19 protein-coding genes and 1 riboswitch are annotated in these 16,261 nt (G+C 69.0%); of the genes, 8 read left to right on the top strand and 11 right to left on the bottom strand.

The genetic code is table 11. The features are described from left to right. The first annotated feature begins 56 nt into the window (after positions 1 to 56). Positions 57 to 488, top strand: a complete 432-nt coding sequence (locus tag ACFXI3_RS11740) for a MarR family winged helix-turn-helix transcriptional regulator (protein WP_037718524.1) — start codon at positions 57 to 59, stop codon at positions 486 to 488. Here ACFXI3_RS11740 and thiD (ACFXI3_RS11735) read toward each other — a convergent pair. Beyond that, the gene (gene thiD, locus ACFXI3_RS11735) at positions 485 to 1,318 is read right to left on the bottom strand and encodes a bifunctional hydroxymethylpyrimidine kinase/phosphomethylpyrimidine kinase (protein ID WP_378399490.1); all 834 of its coding nucleotides are present in this window, start codon (positions 1,316 to 1,318) and stop codon (positions 485 to 487) included. The two genes, ACFXI3_RS11740 and thiD (ACFXI3_RS11735), sit on opposite strands and share 4 nt — an antisense overlap. Before the next feature lie 112 nt (positions 1,319 to 1,430). Between thiD (ACFXI3_RS11735) and ACFXI3_RS11730 the strand changes: the two genes are divergently transcribed. Continuing rightward, the gene (locus ACFXI3_RS11730) at positions 1,431 to 2,438 is read left to right on the top strand and encodes a phosphatidylinositol-specific phospholipase C domain-containing protein (protein ID WP_377926692.1); all 1,008 of its coding nucleotides are present in this window, start codon (positions 1,431 to 1,433) and stop codon (positions 2,436 to 2,438) included. Here the strand turns inward: ACFXI3_RS11730 and ACFXI3_RS11725 are convergent. The 4 genes from ACFXI3_RS11725 to ACFXI3_RS11710 form a co-directional block, all read right to left on the bottom strand. Beyond that, positions 2,435 to 2,638 (bottom strand): hypothetical protein, encoded by a 204-nt coding sequence (locus ACFXI3_RS11725; RefSeq protein ID WP_116200384.1) that lies wholly within the window; start codon positions 2,636 to 2,638, stop codon positions 2,435 to 2,437. The two genes, ACFXI3_RS11730 and ACFXI3_RS11725, sit on opposite strands and share 4 nt — an antisense overlap. 16 nt (positions 2,639 to 2,654) lie before the next feature. Beyond that, positions 2,655 to 3,479 (bottom strand): bifunctional hydroxymethylpyrimidine kinase/phosphomethylpyrimidine kinase, encoded by an 825-nt coding sequence (gene thiD, locus ACFXI3_RS11720; protein WP_378399489.1) that lies wholly within the window; start codon positions 3,477 to 3,479, stop codon positions 2,655 to 2,657. Further along, a complete protein-coding gene (gene thiC / locus ACFXI3_RS11715; RefSeq protein ID WP_344265009.1) occupies positions 3,476 to 5,119 on the bottom strand; it encodes a phosphomethylpyrimidine synthase ThiC in 1,644 nt (547 codons plus the stop codon). Before thiC ends, thiD (ACFXI3_RS11720) begins: the two co-directional genes overlap by 4 nt. Beyond that, positions 5,113 to 5,245: riboswitch (TPP riboswitch) on the bottom strand. (Overlaps the previous gene by 7 nt.) A gap of 137 nt (positions 5,246 to 5,382) precedes the next feature. Beyond that, entirely contained in the window at positions 5,383 to 5,949 is a 567-nt protein-coding gene (locus ACFXI3_RS11710; protein WP_182896458.1) for a peptide deformylase, read from the bottom strand. A 139-nt stretch (positions 5,950 to 6,088) separates the two neighbouring features. Here ACFXI3_RS11710 and ACFXI3_RS11705 point away from each other — a divergent pair, with 139 nt between their 5' ends. Together ACFXI3_RS11705 and ACFXI3_RS11700 are read left to right on the top strand one after the other, a co-directional pair. Beyond that, positions 6,089 to 6,397, top strand: a complete 309-nt coding sequence (locus ACFXI3_RS11705) for a DUF3263 domain-containing protein (protein WP_009084016.1) — start codon at positions 6,089 to 6,091, stop codon at positions 6,395 to 6,397. Continuing rightward, positions 6,394 to 7,059, top strand: coding sequence for a LytR C-terminal domain-containing protein (locus tag ACFXI3_RS11700; protein ID WP_378399488.1), 666 nt, complete (start codon positions 6,394 to 6,396; stop codon positions 7,057 to 7,059). Before ACFXI3_RS11705 ends, ACFXI3_RS11700 begins: the two co-directional genes overlap by 4 nt. A gap of 247 nt (positions 7,060 to 7,306) precedes the next feature. Here ACFXI3_RS11700 and ACFXI3_RS11695 read toward each other — a convergent pair whose 3' ends face one another. Genes ACFXI3_RS11695 through ACFXI3_RS11685 form a run of 3 tightly spaced genes read right to left on the bottom strand, consistent with a single transcriptional unit; the run spans position 7,307 to position 11,166 of the window. Next, a complete protein-coding gene (locus ACFXI3_RS11695) occupies positions 7,307 to 9,595 on the bottom strand; it encodes an AAA family ATPase (RefSeq protein WP_378399487.1) in 2,289 nt (762 codons plus the stop codon). Between the two features lie 51 nt (positions 9,596 to 9,646). Next, the gene (locus ACFXI3_RS11690; protein WP_378399486.1) at positions 9,647 to 10,513 is read right to left on the bottom strand and encodes an alpha/beta fold hydrolase; all 867 of its coding nucleotides are present in this window, start codon (positions 10,511 to 10,513) and stop codon (positions 9,647 to 9,649) included. A 41-nt stretch (positions 10,514 to 10,554) separates the two neighbouring features. Continuing rightward, positions 10,555 to 11,166 carry a nitroreductase family protein gene (locus ACFXI3_RS11685; RefSeq protein WP_378399485.1) on the bottom strand — a complete coding sequence of 204 codons (612 nt, stop codon included), beginning with the start codon at positions 11,164 to 11,166 and terminating at the stop codon, positions 10,555 to 10,557. Between the two features lie 85 nt (positions 11,167 to 11,251). Here ACFXI3_RS11685 and ACFXI3_RS11680 point away from each other — a divergent pair, with 85 nt between their 5' ends. After that, the gene (locus ACFXI3_RS11680) at positions 11,252 to 11,887 is read left to right on the top strand and encodes a TetR/AcrR family transcriptional regulator C-terminal domain-containing protein (RefSeq protein ID WP_344264990.1); all 636 of its coding nucleotides are present in this window, start codon (positions 11,252 to 11,254) and stop codon (positions 11,885 to 11,887) included. A gap of 2 nt (positions 11,888 to 11,889) precedes the next feature. On the opposite strand, the gene pssA is transcribed toward ACFXI3_RS11680, so the two are convergent. Both pssA and ACFXI3_RS11670 read right to left on the bottom strand, forming a co-directional pair. Then, positions 11,890 to 12,858 carry a CDP-diacylglycerol--serine O-phosphatidyltransferase gene (gene pssA / locus ACFXI3_RS11675; RefSeq protein WP_344264987.1) on the bottom strand — a complete coding sequence of 323 codons (969 nt, stop codon included), beginning with the start codon at positions 12,856 to 12,858 and terminating at the stop codon, positions 11,890 to 11,892. A gap of 2 nt (positions 12,859 to 12,860) precedes the next feature. Further along, positions 12,861 to 13,574 (bottom strand): phosphatidylserine decarboxylase, encoded by a 714-nt coding sequence (locus ACFXI3_RS11670; RefSeq protein ID WP_354739999.1) that lies wholly within the window; start codon positions 13,572 to 13,574, stop codon positions 12,861 to 12,863. A 225-nt stretch (positions 13,575 to 13,799) separates the two neighbouring features. On the opposite strand from ACFXI3_RS11670, the gene ACFXI3_RS11665 reads away from it, so the two are divergent. Then, the gene (locus tag ACFXI3_RS11665) at positions 13,800 to 13,976 is read left to right on the top strand and encodes a hypothetical protein (RefSeq protein WP_344264981.1); all 177 of its coding nucleotides are present in this window, start codon (positions 13,800 to 13,802) and stop codon (positions 13,974 to 13,976) included. 39 nt (positions 13,977 to 14,015) lie between these two features. Here the strand turns inward: ACFXI3_RS11665 and ACFXI3_RS11660 are convergent, their stop codons facing one another. Further along, the gene (locus tag ACFXI3_RS11660) at positions 14,016 to 14,306 is read right to left on the bottom strand and encodes a GlsB/YeaQ/YmgE family stress response membrane protein (RefSeq protein WP_344264978.1); all 291 of its coding nucleotides are present in this window, start codon (positions 14,304 to 14,306) and stop codon (positions 14,016 to 14,018) included. A gap of 61 nt (positions 14,307 to 14,367) precedes the next feature. Between ACFXI3_RS11660 and ACFXI3_RS11655 the strand changes: the two genes are divergently transcribed. Together ACFXI3_RS11655 and ACFXI3_RS11650 are read left to right on the top strand one after the other, a co-directional pair. Continuing rightward, positions 14,368 to 14,913, top strand: coding sequence for an ArsR/SmtB family transcription factor (locus ACFXI3_RS11655; protein WP_378399484.1), 546 nt, complete (start codon positions 14,368 to 14,370; stop codon positions 14,911 to 14,913). Next, a complete protein-coding gene (locus ACFXI3_RS11650) occupies positions 14,910 to 16,169 on the top strand; it encodes an MFS transporter (protein ID WP_378399483.1) in 1,260 nt (419 codons plus the stop codon). Before ACFXI3_RS11655 ends, ACFXI3_RS11650 begins: the two co-directional genes overlap by 4 nt. The last annotated feature ends 92 nt before the right edge of the window (positions 16,170 to 16,261 follow it).

The raw sequence follows: 16,261 nt of genomic DNA, 5'->3' as shown, positions 1-16,261 counted from the left end.
ACGGCACCCTTTCCGGCGCACCCAGCGGCGGGCACCAGCGTCAGAAGGAGCCGATCGTGACTCTTTCCTCGGTCCAGGACGTAACGGGCCGGTTGTATCTAGCGGTGGGACGGCTTTCCCGCTCGCTGCGCCAGGCCGGCGCGCCCGGGCCCGGACACGGGTCGATCTCGGCGCTGGCCACGCTCGTGCACTTCGGCGAGCTGCGCCTCGGCGACCTCGCCGCGAAGGAAGGCGTCGCGGCGGCCACGATGTCGCGGATCGTGGCCACGCTGGTGGAAGCCGGTTACGTCACGCGCGAGTCCGACCCGGTCGACCGCCGCGCCTGGCTGGCCCGCGCCACCGAGGAAGGCGAACGCCTCGTCTCCGGCGTGCGGTCCACCCGTGTGCAGGAGCTCAACCGCCGCCTCGACCGGCTCACACCCGAGGCCCGCGAGTCGATCATCGCCGCGCTGCCCGCACTGGAGGCCTTGATTTCCGACGAGGGTTAGCGATCCTCAGGGGCCAGCCGCCAGAATGCCGACACGGGGCCGACTTTGGCGCCCATCGGGTACGAGTGTTCGACGGCCTGCGACACGAACCACTTGCCGTAACGCGCCGCTTCGATCACCGGCATGCCCTTGGCCAGCCCAGCGGTCAGCGCGGACGCCATGGTGTCGCCAGCCCCGTGCGTGTGCGGGGTCTGCCAGCGCGGGCCGGGCAGTTCCACGAACGTCGTGCCGTCGAAGAGCAGGTCGACGCACTCCGGGTCGGACTGCAGGTGGCCGCTCTTCACGAGCACGTACTTCGGCCCGAGCTGGTGCAGCACGACGGCCGCGGTGTGCATGCCTTCGCGGTCGGTCACGGTCATGCCGGTGAGCAGCCGCACCTCGTCCAGGTTCGGCGTGAGCACGGTGGCGCGCGGCAGGAGTTCGTCGCGCAGCGCGGCGAGGCCGTTGTCGTCGAACAGCGATTGGCCGGTCATCGCCGCGGCCACCGGGTCGACCACGAACGGGATCGCGCCGTCGCGGCCGATCCCGGCCTTGTCGCAGGCCGCCGCGACCGCGTGGATGATCTCCGCGGACGCGAGCATGCCGGTCTTCGCCGCGCCGACGCCCATGTCCTCGGCGACCGCCTCGATCTGCCCGGCCACGATGTGCGGCGGCAGGTCGGCGCGGTCGTGCACGCCGAGCGTGTTCTGGACGGTGACCGCGGTGACCGCGACCAGGCCGTGCACCCCGCAGGTCAGGAAGGTCCGCAGGTCCGCCTGCAGCCCGGCGGCCCCGCCGGAATCGGATCCGGCGATGGTGAGCGCGGAGGGCGGGCTCGGGTTCTCAGTCATGTGCGCGTTCCGACTTCTGGTCTGGTCCATTGAGGCAACTGTGCTTCATTCACAGTCCACCACGATGGCACAGTAAGTGTTCGTGCTGGTCCCCGTGACGAAGGAGACATCAGTGAAGCTCGCCGCGGCCGGTCTCCTGCTCCTGTCCACGCTGGCGGTACCGGGGGTCGCCAGCGCGGACAGCCCCAAGCTCTCCCACGTGACCACGGTCGGCGTGCACAACACCTACGATCCCGCCGCGTACCCGTACCTCGCGCAGGCGCTGGACAACGGCTCGTCCCTGCTCGAACTCGACGTCTGGCCAGACTTCTTCACCCACGAGTGGAAGGTCAGCCACTCCAATCCGCTGGGCAACGGCAACAATTGCGTCGACGCGCATTCGGCGGCGGACCTTTACTCCGGCGGGACGAACAAGGATCTCGAATCGTGCCTGGACGACATCCGGATCTGGCTCGGCGCGCATCCCGGTCGCCCGCCGCTCACGCTGAAGATCGAAATGAAGACCGGCTTCTCGGCGAATACCGGCCTCGGCCCGGCCCAGCTCGATGCCGCCTTCCGCGACCACCTCGGCGACGCCGTGTTCAAGCCAGCCGATCTCCTCGGCACCCACGCCACGCTCGACGAAGCGTCCAAAGCGGACAATTGGCCAACGCTGGACGCGTTGCGGGGCAAGGTGCTCACCGAGATCATCCCGGGCACGGTCGAAGAGGGAAACCCGACCGACACGCTGCACACCGACGTCGAGTACGCCGGCTATCTGCTGGACCAGAAGGCAGCCGGAAAGCTGAATTCGGTGCAGATTTTCCCGACCGTGCACGGTGCCGCGGGCGGCGATCCGCGCGACAAATACTCCGCGGAGCAGAAACCGTGGTTTGTCGTTTTCGACGGGGACGCCAGCGAATGGCTCGCGAAGGCCGGAATGTCCTGGTACGACGAAAACCACTACTACGTGGTCATGACGGACGGGCAGAACGTCGCGCCCGCGATCGACGACCACAACCCGACCGTCGACCAGGCGACTCAGCGCGTGGCGGAGCTGGCCAAGCAGCACGCCTCCGTGGTGACGTCCGACTGGACCGGCCTCACGACCGTGCTGCCGACGGTGGATTCGCGCGGCTAGAACCGAGGCGGTGGTTTCAGCACGGACATCCGGTATTGGTACACCGCTTGCGCTTCGGCGATCCCCGGCCGCGGCGTGACGCCCGATTTGCGGATCGTTTTGACCGCCGAAGCGGTGCGATGTTCGGTGACCAGGCCGTCGACCTCGTGCTGCACCTCAAGGGGCAGCCTCGCCCACAACGCTTCCGGTGTCTCGCTCATCCGGCCAGTGTCGCATTCACTGCGGGTTCGCGAGCCGCCAGAACGGGGAAACCGGGCCGACTCCCGCACCCAGCGGATACGCCTCCAGGACGCAGCGTTCGATGAACCGCTTCGCCTCCGCGACCGCGGTGGGCACGTCCGCGCCCTTCGCGAGCGACGAGGTGATCGCCGACGCCATGGTGTCGCCGCCGCCGTGGGTGTTTTCCGTGTCGATGCGCGGGCCGCTCAACTCGATTACCGCTGAGCCGTCGGTGAGCAGATCGACGCAATCGGCGGCGTCGTAAAGGTGCCCGCCCTTGACCAGAACCCACTGGGAACCGAACTCCAGCAACGCTTCCGCGGCTGTGTGTTGGCTCTTTGTGTCGGTAACGCTGACGCCGGTCAGCAGCCGGACCTCGTCGAGGTTCGGCGTGATGAGCGTGGCGCGCGGGAACAATTCGGTCCGGATCGCTTCCAGTGCTTCTTCGCGCAGCAGAGCGTGGCCGGTCATCGACGCGGCCACCGGGTCGACTACGAACGGAGTGCCCGTGGTGCGTCCGATGTGGACTTCGTCGAGCGTTTTCGCCACCGCCTGAATGATTTCCGCGGTGGCGAGCATGCCGGTCTTCGCCGCGTTGACGCCCATGTCCTCGGCGACCGCTTTGATCTGCGCGGTGACGACGTCGACGGGGATCTCGGAGAACCCTTGCACGCCAAGCGAATTCTGCACGGTGACCGCGGTGAGCGCGACCAGCCCGTGCACGCCGTTGGCGAAGAACGTGCGCAGGTCCGCCTGCACGCCCGCACCACCGCCGGAATCGGATCCGGCGATGGTGAGGGCGGTGCGTGGGGTGACTGTCACTGGTTGACCACGGGCAGGTAGACCTTGTTGCCCTGCTCGGAAAACTCCGCGGACTTCTCGGCCATGCCCGCCTCGATCGCCTCCACAGAGGACAGACCGTGCTCCTCGGCGTACTTGCGCACGTCCTGGGTGATCCGCATCGAGCAGAACTTCGGCCCGCACATCGAGCAGAAGTGCGCGGTCTTGGCCGGTTCGGCGGGCAGCGTCTCGTCGTGGAAAGCCCGCGCGGTGTCCGGGTCGAGCGACAGGTTGAACTGGTCGTTCCACCGGAATTCGAAGCGGGCCTTGGACAATTCGTCGTCCCAGTCCTGCGCGTACTGGTGGCCCTTGGCGAGGTCGGCGGCGTGCGCGGCGATCTTGTAGGTGATCACGCCGGTCTTGACGTCGTCGCGGTTGGGCAGGCCGAGGTGCTCCTTCGGCGTGACGTAGCACAGCATCGCCGTGCCGTACCAGCCGATCTGCGCCGCACCGATCGCCGAGGTGATGTGGTCGTACGCCGGCGCGATGTCCGTGGCGAGCGGGCCGAGCGTGTAGAACGGGGCCTCGCCGGTGAGCTTTTCCTCCAGCTCGACGTTTTCCTTGATCTTGTGCATCGGCACGTGGCCGGGGCCTTCGATCATCACCTGCACGTCGTGCTCGCGCGCGATGTGCGTCAGCTCGCCGAGGGTCTCCAGTTCGGCGAACTGGGCGCGGTCGTTGGCGTCCGCGATCGAGCCCGGACGGAGGCCGTCGCCGAGGGAGAACGTGACGTCGTACTCGCGCAGGATCTCGCACAGCTCGGAGAAATGCGTGTACAGGAAGGATTCCTGGTGGTGCGCGAGGCACCAGGCGGCCATGATCGACCCGCCGCGGCTGACGATGCCGGTGACCCGGCGCGCGGTCAGCGGGATGTAGCGCAGCAGCACGCCGGCGTGCACCGTGACGTAGTCGACGCCCTGCTCGCACTGCTCGACGATGGTGTCGCGGTAGATCTCCCAGGTGAGCTTTTCCGGCTCCCCGTTGACCTTTTCCAGCGCCTGATAGATCGGCACGGTGCCGACCGGGACCGGCGAGTTGCGCACGATCCACTCGCGGGTCTCGTGAATCCGCTTGCCGGTGGAGAGGTCCATGATCGTGTCGGCTCCCCAGCGGGTGGCCCACACCATCTTGTCGACCTCTTCCTCCACAGAGGACCAGACGGCCGAATTTCCCATGTTGGCGTTGATCTTCACCAGGAAGTTCTTGCCGATGATCATCGGCTCGGTCTCCGGGTGCTTGCGGTTGGCCGGAATCACCGCGCGCCCGCGGGCGACCTCGTCCCGCACGAACTCCGGAGTACAGCGTTCGCGCGCGGCGATGAACTCCATTTCCCGGGTGATCACCCCGGCTTTCGCCCAGCCGAGCTGGGTGTTGTGCTCCCGCCCGTCGGCCCAGCCGGACCGCAGCGGGTGTAGTCCATTGTGGACATCGATGTTCGCGTCCGGATCGGTATAGGGCCCGGACGTGTCGTACACGTCGAAGTGCTCCCCGTTCGACAGGTCGATCCGCCGCGCCGGAACCCGCAGTCCGGATTCGGTGCGGTGATAGACCTTGTGCGAGCCGGTGATCGGCCCGGTGGTGACGGACGGGGCGATGGCACCCTGGTTTTCCAGCGTCGTCAACGACGTTCACTCCCTACGCCGGCATTACCCGGTCAGGTTCATGCGGTCGGTGACGCCGGGTGTCCGCGAGATGGACACCAGCCACCCTCTCAGCCCGCCAAGGCGCGAGCTCCCGCGTTGCATTCGGTTGAGGTTGCTCTTGCGACGATGCCATGGCGCCTCGGTCGGACACAACCCCGCCGCTCGTCTGGCCGAAGGACAACGAAGGCCTCCCCGGGAAAATCCAGGGAGGCCTTCGGGAAAATCGGGAGACGCGGAGCGGGTCAGGCGTCGGCGGGTTCTTTCGGCGGCAGCCAGGTCAGGCCGGGCACACCCCACTTGTTTTTCTTCAGCATCTTCTTCGCCGCGCGCGCGTGGCGGCCGACTAGACGGTCCAGATAGATAAACCCGTCGAGGTGATCGGTCTCATGCTGCAGGCAGCGCGCGAAGTAACCGGTGCCCTCGACCTCGATCGGATTTCCCTCGACGTCGAAGCCGGTCACCTTCGCCCACGTGGCGCGTCCGGTCGGGTACGACTCGCCGGGGGCGGAGAGGCAGCCCTCCCAGTCGTCGTCCGGGTCCGGCATGGTCTCCGGGATCTCCGACGTCTCGAGCTTCGGGTTGACCACCACGCCCTTGTGCTCGACGCCCTCGTCGTCCGGGCAGTCGTATACGAACACCCGGAGGTCGAGCCCGATCTGGTTGGCCGCGAGGCCCACGCCCTCGGCCGCGTACATGGTCTCGAACATGTCCTCGACGAGGGTGGCCAGCTTGTCGTCGAACTCGGTGATCTCGCGCGTGGGCTGGTGCAGCACAGGTTCGCCGGCGATGCAGATGGGGTGGACGGTCACGGACGCCGAGTTTAGTCGGACCCTTCTGGTACACCTGGATCGGACCGTGACGCGCCGTGTCGGATGCCCATGTCGAGCATGGGTTCCGTGGTTCAATGACGCCCGCGGAAGGACTGCCGACACCGATTGCGAGGACCGCATGGACGCCGCGGAGTCGATGGCTGGAAACCAGCCGTCGCCGCCGGAGAATGTCGGTGGCCTGACCGAACGCGAACTGGACATTCTCGCGTTCGAGCGGCAGTGGTGGCGCCACGCCGGGGCGAAGGAGAACGCCATCCGGGAGCGCTTCGGACTGTCCTCCACCCGTTACTACCAGTTGCTGAACACGCTGCTGGCCAAGCCGGAGGCCGTCGCGGCCGATCCGATGCTGGTCAAGCGGCTGCGCAAAACGCGCGCCGCCCGTCAGCGCAAACGCGGGGCCCGGCGGTTGGGGATCGAGCTGTCATGAGCGTCTTCTCGGGACTGTCCCGGCCGTTGAAGGCCGCGGGAGTCGCGCTGATCGGGATCGCGGTGGTCGCGGCCGTCATCGGCGGCGTCACCGTGCTCAACACGAGCGGCGACCAGAACGCCGGACCGAGCACGTCCGGCGAACCCACCGCACCCGGCGGATCGTCGTCCGCGCCGGAGCAGTCGTCCTCGGCCGCACCCAGTTCCGCGCCGCCGTCGTCGCCCTCCTCGTCGGCCCCGGCCTCGTCGTCCGCCGCGTCGTCGGCTCCGGCGTCGGGCCAGCCCGGACAGCCCGGCGGCCAGCCGGGCCAGCAGCCAGGACAGCCGGGCCAGGCGGGCCCGGACCAGCAGGCGTCGAACAAGTGGGTCACCCTGCGCGTCTACAACAACTCGCTGGTCAAGCACCTCGCCGAACAGGCCGCCGCCGACTTCCGCAATTCGGGCTGGAACGTCGCCGAGGTCGGCAACTACGCGCAGGGCAACATCCCGGCGACCACGGCCTACTTCCGGCCGGGCACCGACGAGGAAGCCGCCGCGAAGCAGCTGGCCAAGGAGTTCGGCTTCCAGGCCCAGCCCCGGTTCGACGGCATCCAGAACTCGAGCCCCGGCGTGATCGTGATCATCACGAAGGACTACCAGCCCGGCGGGCGCAAAGGCAGCTGACCTTTCCCGATACTGGTGACGGCCCGCGCTACGGCGCGGGCTTTGTCATGTCTCAGGGGCCGCGCTCCGGGCGTTGGGCTGGTCCGCGTTCGGAGCGGCGAGCCGCGTGGCTCCTGCGGAGGTCCGTGAGGGGAACCCTGAGGGAATCAGAGTCCCTCAGGGTGGCTCTCACGGACCTCGACCTCGCGCGCCGCGCCGCTTCGGTCGGTGCCGAGCGAGCGAACCGGCGCCAACACTCACGAGCAGCTCAACGCTCCTGCTGCGCCTGCGCGTAAGCCTCCAAAGTCGCCAACTGCGCCGCGTCCAGCGAAGGTCGCACCGCCTCCCGAGCCTTGTCCAGATGCGCCGCGGTCACCTCGCGCGCCTCCAGCGACTCGCGCATCGCCGTCAGCGCCGCCTCCCGGATCAGCGCGGCGCAGTCGGCGGCTGAGTAGCCCTCGAGCGCTTCCGCGGTGGCCGCGAGGTCCACATCGGACGCCAGCGGGGTGTGCTTGGCCGTCGCGGCGAGGATCGCGGCGCGGGATTCGGTGTCCGGCGGCGGCACGTAAATCCGCCGCTCCAAGCGTCCGGGGCGCAGCAAAGCCGGGTCGACCAGTTCGGGCCGGTTCGTCGCGCCCAGCACGACGACCTCGCGCATCGGCTCCACGCCGTCCAGTTCAGTGAGCAGCGCGGCGACCACGCGGTCGGCCACGCCGGAGTCGGACGACTGGCCGCGGCGCGGGGCGAGCGCGTCGATCTCGTCGAGGAAGATCAGCGACGGGGCGGCGTCGGCGGCCCGGCGGAATAGGTCGCGGACCGCGCGTTCCGATTCGCCGACCCATTTGTCCAGCAGCTCCGCGCCCTTGATCGCGAACACGTTCAGCGCGCCGGTGCCCGCGAGTGCCCGGACCAGGAACGTCTTGCCGCCGCCGGGCGGGCCGTACAGCAGCACGCCGCGCGGCGGTTCGATGCCGAGCCGGGCGAACGAATCCGGGTAGCGCAGCGGCCACAGCACCGTCTCGGTGAGCGCTTCCTTGACCGACGTCATGTTGCCGACGTCGTCCAGGGTCAGGCCGCCGGTGGCCAGATTGTCCGAAGTGGACAGCGAGATCGGCCGGACGGTGGCCAGCGCGTCGAGCAGATCCTGCTGGGAGATCTTGGGTTCCTCGACGTCCCGCTGGCGCAGCGCGGCCCGCAACGCCGCGTCCCGGCGCAGGGCGAGCAGGTCGGCGGCGACGAAGCCGGGGGTTCGTTCGGCGAGGACGCCCAGGTCGGCCCCGGATTCGACCGGCACGTCGCGCAGCAGGATCCGCAGCAGTTCGACGCGCGTTTTCGCTTCCGGCAGCGGCAGCCCCAGCTCGCGGTCGAGCAGGTCGGCACCGCGCAGCCGCGGATCCACCGACTCGGCTCGCGCGGTCGTCGCCACCACCGCCAGCCCGTCCTGGCGCAGCGCGGAGCGAAGTTCTTCCAGCACCACGGTGGCCACCGGAGGCGGCTGCGTGGCCGGGAGCAGCGCGTCGATGTCGTTGATCAACAGCACGCCGGGACCGTCGCCGTTCGTCGCCCGGTCGATGGCCTCGCGCAGCGAACGGTGCGCCGCATTGGGTTCCAGCACCGCGATATTCGGCGCGGTCACCGACACCACGCGCACCTTCTCCGCGGCGGCGACCGACCGCACCAACGTGGCCTTGCCGACGCCTTCCGGTCCGGACAGCAGCACACCCAGATGCGCCGAAGTGCCCAGCTTCGCCAGCAATTCCGGCCGGTGGAACGCCAGGTCGAACCACTCGGCCAGCTTGCGCGCCGCGCCTTCGGCTCCGACCAGATCGGCGACCGGCACCGGCTCGTCCAGCTCTTCCTCGCGAGCCTCGGTGACGACTTCTTCGACGATCTCCGCGTCGAGGTAGTCCTCGGCGGCGGTGACAGCGGTGGTGCGGACGAGCGCGGTCGCGGTGCGCATCGGCGGTTCGCTAGTCGGCGCGCCGGTGCGGGCACCGTCTCGCCAGCTGACCACAGTGGACGGTCCAACCACGACAACGCCAGCCGGTTCGGTAGCGGTAACGGTCAGCAGTTCGTTGGTCCAGGTCGCCCCGATCACGCGGGACAACTGCCCGCGCACGGCGGCGACGTCCGATCCCGGCGCGGGCGCGAGGTCTTGCGGCAGCAAGGAAACTGCGTCGCCACGAGTGAGGACCTTGCCCGTGAGCGCGAGCCGCAACGTCTGCGGCGACACCGAAACGGACGCCAGCCGCGACCCGGACACGGTGACCGTGCGGGCAGCGGTGACCTCTGCCGGCGAGACCACGACCTCGCCGCCCTCGGCGACGCCGAGGTTCGACATGGTGACGTCATCGGTCAGCACGACACCCGGCATCGCTTCCTCGGCGGCGGGCGCGGCCAAGGCGGCGCTGCGCCGCGCGCCGGTGAGGTACACGGCGTCCCAGGCCCGCAGGCCGAGCGCGTCGAGCACTTCGGGGTGCAGCCGGACAACTCCCCGCCGCGCGTCGAGCGCGGACGGCGTGTGCCGGACGGTCAGGGTGATCTGCGGATCGCTCACGCTGCTCACCCTAATGAACCGGCGGGCGGTTGTGCGCGAACGAAAGGCCGCTTACGGCATCGCTGACCAGTCGCGGATCGCGGCGACGAACTCCTCGGGCGCGTCGGACTCCACGTAAAGCCCTACGCCGTCAAGGCTTACGGTCTGATGGTTCGGGAAGGACGCTTCCAGCCGCTCGCGTTCGCGGGGCCGGAAACCGATTTGAGCGTTGCCCCACACGATCAGCGTCGGCAGGTCGGGAAGGCCGGCCTCGATCTCGGCGAAGAAGGTCCGGCTGGCGAGCATCCGGCCGGGGAGCACGCCGGAGGCCTGGCGTCGCTCGGGCGTGTCCATCGCACGGCGGTAGTGGGTCATCTCGGCCTCGGTCAGCTTCCGTTTTCGGTGCCCCATCGGGAGAAACGCCTTGACGACGAGGTTGAGCCTGCGCGCCAGGAAGCGCATCGGAGGTCCGCCGGCGATACGGCCGAAAGCCTCGAAGTACGGGTCGCCGTTGACCGGCCAGGCCCAGGCGTTGACGAGGACCAGCCGTTCGAAGACTCCGGGCAGGCGCTGTGCGGCGGCCAAGCCGATCGGACCGCCCCAGTCCTGTCCGACCAGCGTGACCCCGCCGAGGCCGAGCGCGTCGACGAACCCGGCGACCACGTCGGCGTGCTCCTCGGGCAGGCAGCGATAGCCGGGTTTCGGCGTCGACAGCCCGAAGCCCGGGTAGTCGAGGGCGACGCACCGGAAGTCGTCGCGCAGGGCGCGGATCACGTCGCGCCAGAGGAACGACCAGGTCGGATTGCCGTGCAGGAGCAGCAGCGTAGGGCCGGATCCCTCGTCGACGTAGTGCACGGTGTGCCCGTCTATGTCGACGAAGCGGCTTTCAAACGGGAACAGTTCGTCGTCGACCCAGCCGGGCCGTGCGCTCTCAGCCATATCCGCCCCTCGAACTCGTCGGCTGTCCTTCGACGTCCGAGCTACCGCTTCGCCCAGCCGTCGAAGGACAGGATGTCACCGACCGGCGGTCGGGCGGCGGGGGAGAACTCCTGCTGGGTCGAATATGCCACCGCGAGCAGGCCGATCTGCGCGACCTCCTCCGGAATCCCCAGAATCCGCGCGACGTCCGTCTCCCCGCCGCCGAGGTGGTAGCTGCACAGCGAACTGGCCAGCCCGTGCGTGCGCAGGGCGAGCTGGAAGCTCCAAATCGCAGGGTAGATCGAGCCGTAGTACGCGGAGAGCTCGGCGGTGCCCGTCGGCACCGGGCCGGGCATGCACGGCAGCACTAGCGCGGGTACCTGGTCGAGGTGCTCGACGAGGTGGCGAGCCGAGTCCAGCATCCGCTTGTCGACGAGGTGCGCGTACTTCCGCCACGATTCCTCCGCGGCTTCCCGGGTGACGGCCGCGATTTCCTTGCGCATCGCGGGATCGAGCACGACCACCCAGCGTTGGGCGGCGAGCAGGGAACCGGCGGCCGGGGCCTGCTGCGCGATCCGCAGGCAGTCCTCGAGCACGGCCCGCGGAACCGGCCGCGCAAGGTCGAGCTTTCGCCGGACGGAGCGGGTTGTGGTGAGCAGGGTGACGGCATCCACTGTGGACCTCCCAGGCGCGTACTTACAGCGTAAGCGTACGGTGTAAGTACGAGGCTGTCGAGGACTTACGCCGTAAGCTCGCGGGATGGCCCGGGAAACCCTGACGCGCGAGAAGGTGCTCGACGCGGCCCTCGCTTTCGTCGACCAGCACGGCATGGCGGCGTTGTCGATGCGCAAGCTCGCCGCGGAGCTGGGCGTCGAAGCGATGTCGCTCTACAACCACGTGCGGAACAAGGGCGACCTGCTGGACGGCCTCGTGGCCCGGATGTTCGAGGCGGTCCCCGTGCCCGATCCGGACGCGCCGTGGGACGTCCGGATCCGCGGCCTGGCCGAGGGGCTTTACGCGCAGTTCCGGCAGCATCCGGCGGTGCTGCGGACCCTGGTCGCGGAGGAGGCCAACCCGCGTTCGCCGGGGGCGTTGAAGGTGATCGACAGCATGCTCGGCGCCCTGCTGGACGCCGGACTGGACGACACCGAGGCCGTGCGCGCGTACCGCTCCCTGACCGGTCTCACGTTCGGGGCCGCGCTCACCGAGGAAACCGGCCTGGCCGGGGCACCGCTAGATCGCGCCGAGCCGGTCGACGACTGGTTCCGCCGCATGGCGACGCCCAGCGAAACGCCGAACCTGCACCGCCTGTTGCCGGTGCTGACCGACGCTGATTGCCGACAGGACTTCGAGGCGCAGCTGGACCTGCTGGTGTCCGCGCTGGGAAAGGCCTGAAACTACCGGCGCCGAATGCCGATCCGACGCCAGCTGCGACGCCGCTGAGTCGGCCCGGAGGTGGCCGAACTGTGGTCCCGCTCCCGAAGATTCCGGCTCCGCACCAGGTCCGAGTTCGTCCGCCGCACGGCGCGCATCGCCGCACCGGCGACGCGGCCTGAGGCCGGACGCAACCGCAGCCGTCGGTGGCTGCGGGCCCGGCGGATCGCGCGACGCTCCCGCGGCGGCACCTCCCAGGCCTCCGGGTGCGCGGCGAGCCAGCGGTGCCGGTAGACCGAATACGGGATGTGCAGCAGGTACAGCACCAGCGCGATCGCCAGCGCGACCAGCGGGAACACGATGATCGCGGCGGCCAGCAGGCCGACGCCCACCAGCAGTGGCGCGATCGCCTTCGCCGGGGCCTTCACGGTCTTGAGCGACAGCGTCGGGATGCGGCTGATCAGCAGCGCGGCGACCGCGATGGTCCACACCAGCACCACGTACTGCTCGGACCACCAGCCCTCGCCCCACTGCAGCGTGGCGATCAGCGGCAGCATCGCGACCAGCCCGCCGGCCGGCGCGGGCACGCCGACGAAGAACTCGGCGGCGTACGGCGGTTGGTCGGTGTCGTCGAGCAGCGTGTTGAAGCGGGCGAGCCGCAGGATCATGCAGACCGCGAAGATCAGCGACGCGACCCAGCCGATGCGGTCGCCGTGCGCCTGCCAGATGTAGAGCACCAGCGCGGGCGCGACGCCGAACGAAATGCCGTCCGACAGCGAGTCGAGTTCGGCGCCCATCTTGGACGTCGCGTCGAGCAGGCGGGCGATCCGGCCGTCGAGGCTGTCGAGGACGGCGGCGATGCCGATCGAGCCGATCGCCATCGCGTAGTTGCCGGTGAGGGCGAACTGCACCGAGGAGAGACCGGCGCAGAGCGCGAGCACGGTGATCGCGTTCGGCAGCAGCCGGACGCCCGGGGTGGTCACGCGGACCATGGTCAGCTTTCTCCCAGCGCAGGAAGTTCGGCGAGCACGGTTTCGCCGCCGACGGTGCGCTGGCCCTTGGCCACCACGACCCGGCTGCCCGGCGGCAGGTAGGTGTCGACGCGCGAGCCGAAGCGGATGATGCCGTAGGTCTCGCCCGCGGCCACCTTGTCGCCCTCGCGGACGTCGCACCGGATGCGGCGCGCGACCAGACCGGCGATCTGCACGACGACGAGCTCGTGGCCGTCGACGGTGTGCAGCACCAGCGAATTGCGCTCGTTGACCTCGCTCGCCTTGTCGAGGTCCGCGGAAAGGAATTTGCCCGGCTTGTACGCGACCTTCGAGATCACGCCCGCCGCCGGCGTGCGCTGGACGTGCACGTCGTAGACGGAGAGGAACACGCTCACCCGCATCCGCGGCTCGGCGGGCAGGCCGAGCTCGGCGGGCGGAACCGCTTCTTCGATGAGCGAGACGGTGCCGTCGGCGGCCGAGATCGCGACGTTGTCCCGCAGCGGGGGCACGCGCTTCGGCTCGCGGAAGAACGCCGTCATGCCCGCGGTCGCGAGCGCGCCGACCACGCCGAGGCGCTTGGAGAACCGGCGCGCCACGATCGTCGCGGCCAGACCGCCGAGGAGGAACGGCCGTCCTGCCGGGTGCATCGGCGGGAACGTCTCGCGGGCCAGCTGGACAGCGTGCGCGAGGGGGTTACCGGTGGGCTGGCCGCTCATGGGTCGAGTTCCCCGCTGTTCGTCTCGGTCGGTGTAAGGGTCCGATTTGGGCTTCCCCACGCTACCGCCCGCCTGCGGCGGACCCGGCGGCCCCTGGTCGTAAGGGTTGCCCCGGCGCGGGTGGGCGCGACCACAAACCGGTAACGACGCGTCGAACAATCCGATAACACCGGGTAGTTGACGCCGCTCGGGACCGGTGCCCGGGCCGACCTGGCGAGGGAGACGATGGCGGTACCCGATCTGCTCGCGCAGTTGCTGCGCGCCTGGCGCCGGGATGTGCTTTCGGCGCCCGTTCCCCAGCTCGTCGACCCTGTGCACGCCGCCCGGCTCGTGCGCGACGCGGCCCGGGTGCATGCGTCCCCCGACGAAGCACGCACCCGGGCGCGGAACGGGTCAGTTTAGTCCGCGACCAAGGTGTTCTGACAGATCGTCGGGAAACCGTTACCAACGGTCACGATCGCGCCGGCCCGCGGTCGCGGCGCTGACCAGCCGCAACACGAGCAGCAGCACGATCGCGCCCAGGATGGCGACGCCGAAGCTCGGGAAATCGAACTCGAAGTGTTGCTGCTCACCGGTCGCGAGCCGGTAGACGAAGCCGCCGAGGGCCGCCCCGACCACGCCGACCAGCACGCTGACGAGACAGCCCTGCCGCTGCCGTTCCCGGCCGCCGACCACGAGGTTCGCGATCCAGCCGACCAGCGCGCCGAAGACGATCCACAGGATGATGCCCATGCTCGCGAGGATACCTTCGGGCTATTGCACAAGAGCTGTTGTACAACTACTCTTGTGCATCATGGAGGTCCGCGATTCCCAGGTGCTGGCCGCGATGTCGCATCCGCTGCGCCGCCGTCTGCTGGACATGCTGAAACTCGACGGCCCGGCCACCGCGTCGGTGCTCGCGGAGAAAACCGGGCAGGCGGTGGGCAATGTGAGCCACCATCTGAAGGTGCTTTCCGGGGCCGGTCTGGTGGTCGAAGCGCCGGAACTGGCGCGGGACCGGCGGGAGAGATGGTGGCGGCGTCCTTCTGATGCGTTGTCCTGGGCCACCGCGGATTTCGCCGGGGATCCGGTGGCGGAGGTCGCGGAGACGGTGAGCCTCGATCGGCAGATGACGTTGTCCCGGGGGTGGCTTTCGGAATTGGAGACCGCTCCCGCGGAATGGCGTGACGCGTGGTTCTCGTCTGATGCGTGGATGCGGTTGACGCCTGCGGAATTGGCGGAGCTGAATGAGCGGATGGCCGCGCTGTTCGCGGAATTCGGCGCTAAGGCGGCTTCTGATCCTTCGGCGGAACGGCAGTCGGTGTTCGTGTTTGGGCGTGGTTTCAGAGCCGAGCCGTGAAGGGCGCCGCGTTCCGTCTCTTGTGGACTGGACAGACAGTCAGCACAGTCGGTAGTGCGGTGGCTAGTGCGTCGGTTCCGTTGGTGGCGTTGCTGGTGCTGCACGCCTCGACGTTCGAGGTCGCTTCGCTGACCGCTGCTGCGTGGATTCCCTGGCTTGCGGTGGGTTTGCCCGCCGGGGCTTGGGTTGACCGCTGGCCTAAGCGCCGGGTGATGCTGGTCTGCGACGCCATCCAGATGGCGGCTTTCCTTGTTGTGCCTATTTCGTGGGCCGCTGGATTTCTCTCTGTCGGGCTGCTGCTGGCTGCCGCTTTGGTCGGTGGCTTCGCGAAGGTGTTCTTTTCTCTTGCCTATCGGGCTTTCCTTCCTTCCGTTGTGGACGATGCCGATCTGCTGGGTGCCAACGTCCGGCTCCAAGGCGCGGAATCCGCGGCGCAGGTCGGCGGTCCTGGGTTGGCTGGACTGCTGGCTTCGGCGTTCGGGCCGGTCAGCGGTGTGCTGGTGGATGCGTTGAGCTTCGGGTTTTCCGCACTGTGCCTGGGTTTCCTGCGTGCGGACGAACCGCCTCCGCGCCCGCGTACGCGTTTAGGCGTCGAAATCGCCGAAGGACTGCGAATCGTGGCCCGGGATTCGTACCTGCGAGTGCTGGTCCTCTCCGGCGGGGTCGCGAACCTGGCCCTGAACGGTTTTTACGCCGTGGCAGTGGTTTTTCTCGTGGACGTGCTTGGCCAGGGCCCGGGTGCCGTCGGATTCGTGCTCGCCCTTGGCGAAGTCGGCGGAGTGCTCGGCGCGACGTTGGTGAGCCGGGTCGCCCGACGAACCGGCACCGCTTGGGGATTCCTGTGGTGCGAGGCGCTGGTAGTACCGGCGATGCTGCTCGGCCCGCTGGCTCGGCCAGGGTGGGGTCTGACGCTGTTCGTCCTCGCCGGAGCAGGAATCGCGGCGGGCGTGGTCGGATCGAACGTGCTGGGCGCGACGTTCCGGCAGCGGTATTGCCCGCGCCATCTTTACGGCCGGATCAGCGCGAGCTCGTCGATGGTCAACTACGGCACCATCCCGCTGGGCGCCTTGCTGGGCGGGGCGCTCGGACAGACCGCGGGGGTGCGGGTGGCGATGTTCGCGATGGTGGGAGTCCAGCTGGCGTCGCTTGTGGTGCTGCTGCTGGGACCGTTGCGACGGGCGCGGGACTTTCCCCAAGTCGCACTGGCTGTGGACAACCCGGCTGAAGTGGGCGGTGTTGTCAGTGGGGGCGGATAGACTGGACCAGGGCCGTCCCCCGGAGAGGGCGGGGGCTGCGTTGGCGGGGGCTGCGTTGGCGGGGGCTGCGTTGGCGGGGGCTGCGTTCGCGC

The sequence above is a fragment of the Amycolatopsis sp. NPDC059235 genome, from assembly GCF_042754125.1.
GTDB classification, from domain to species: Bacteria; Actinomycetota; Actinomycetes; order Mycobacteriales; family Pseudonocardiaceae; genus Amycolatopsis; species Amycolatopsis albidoflava.
The sequence above is the reverse complement of the archived record's forward strand: the minus strand, read 5'-3'. Positions and strand labels throughout refer to the sequence as shown.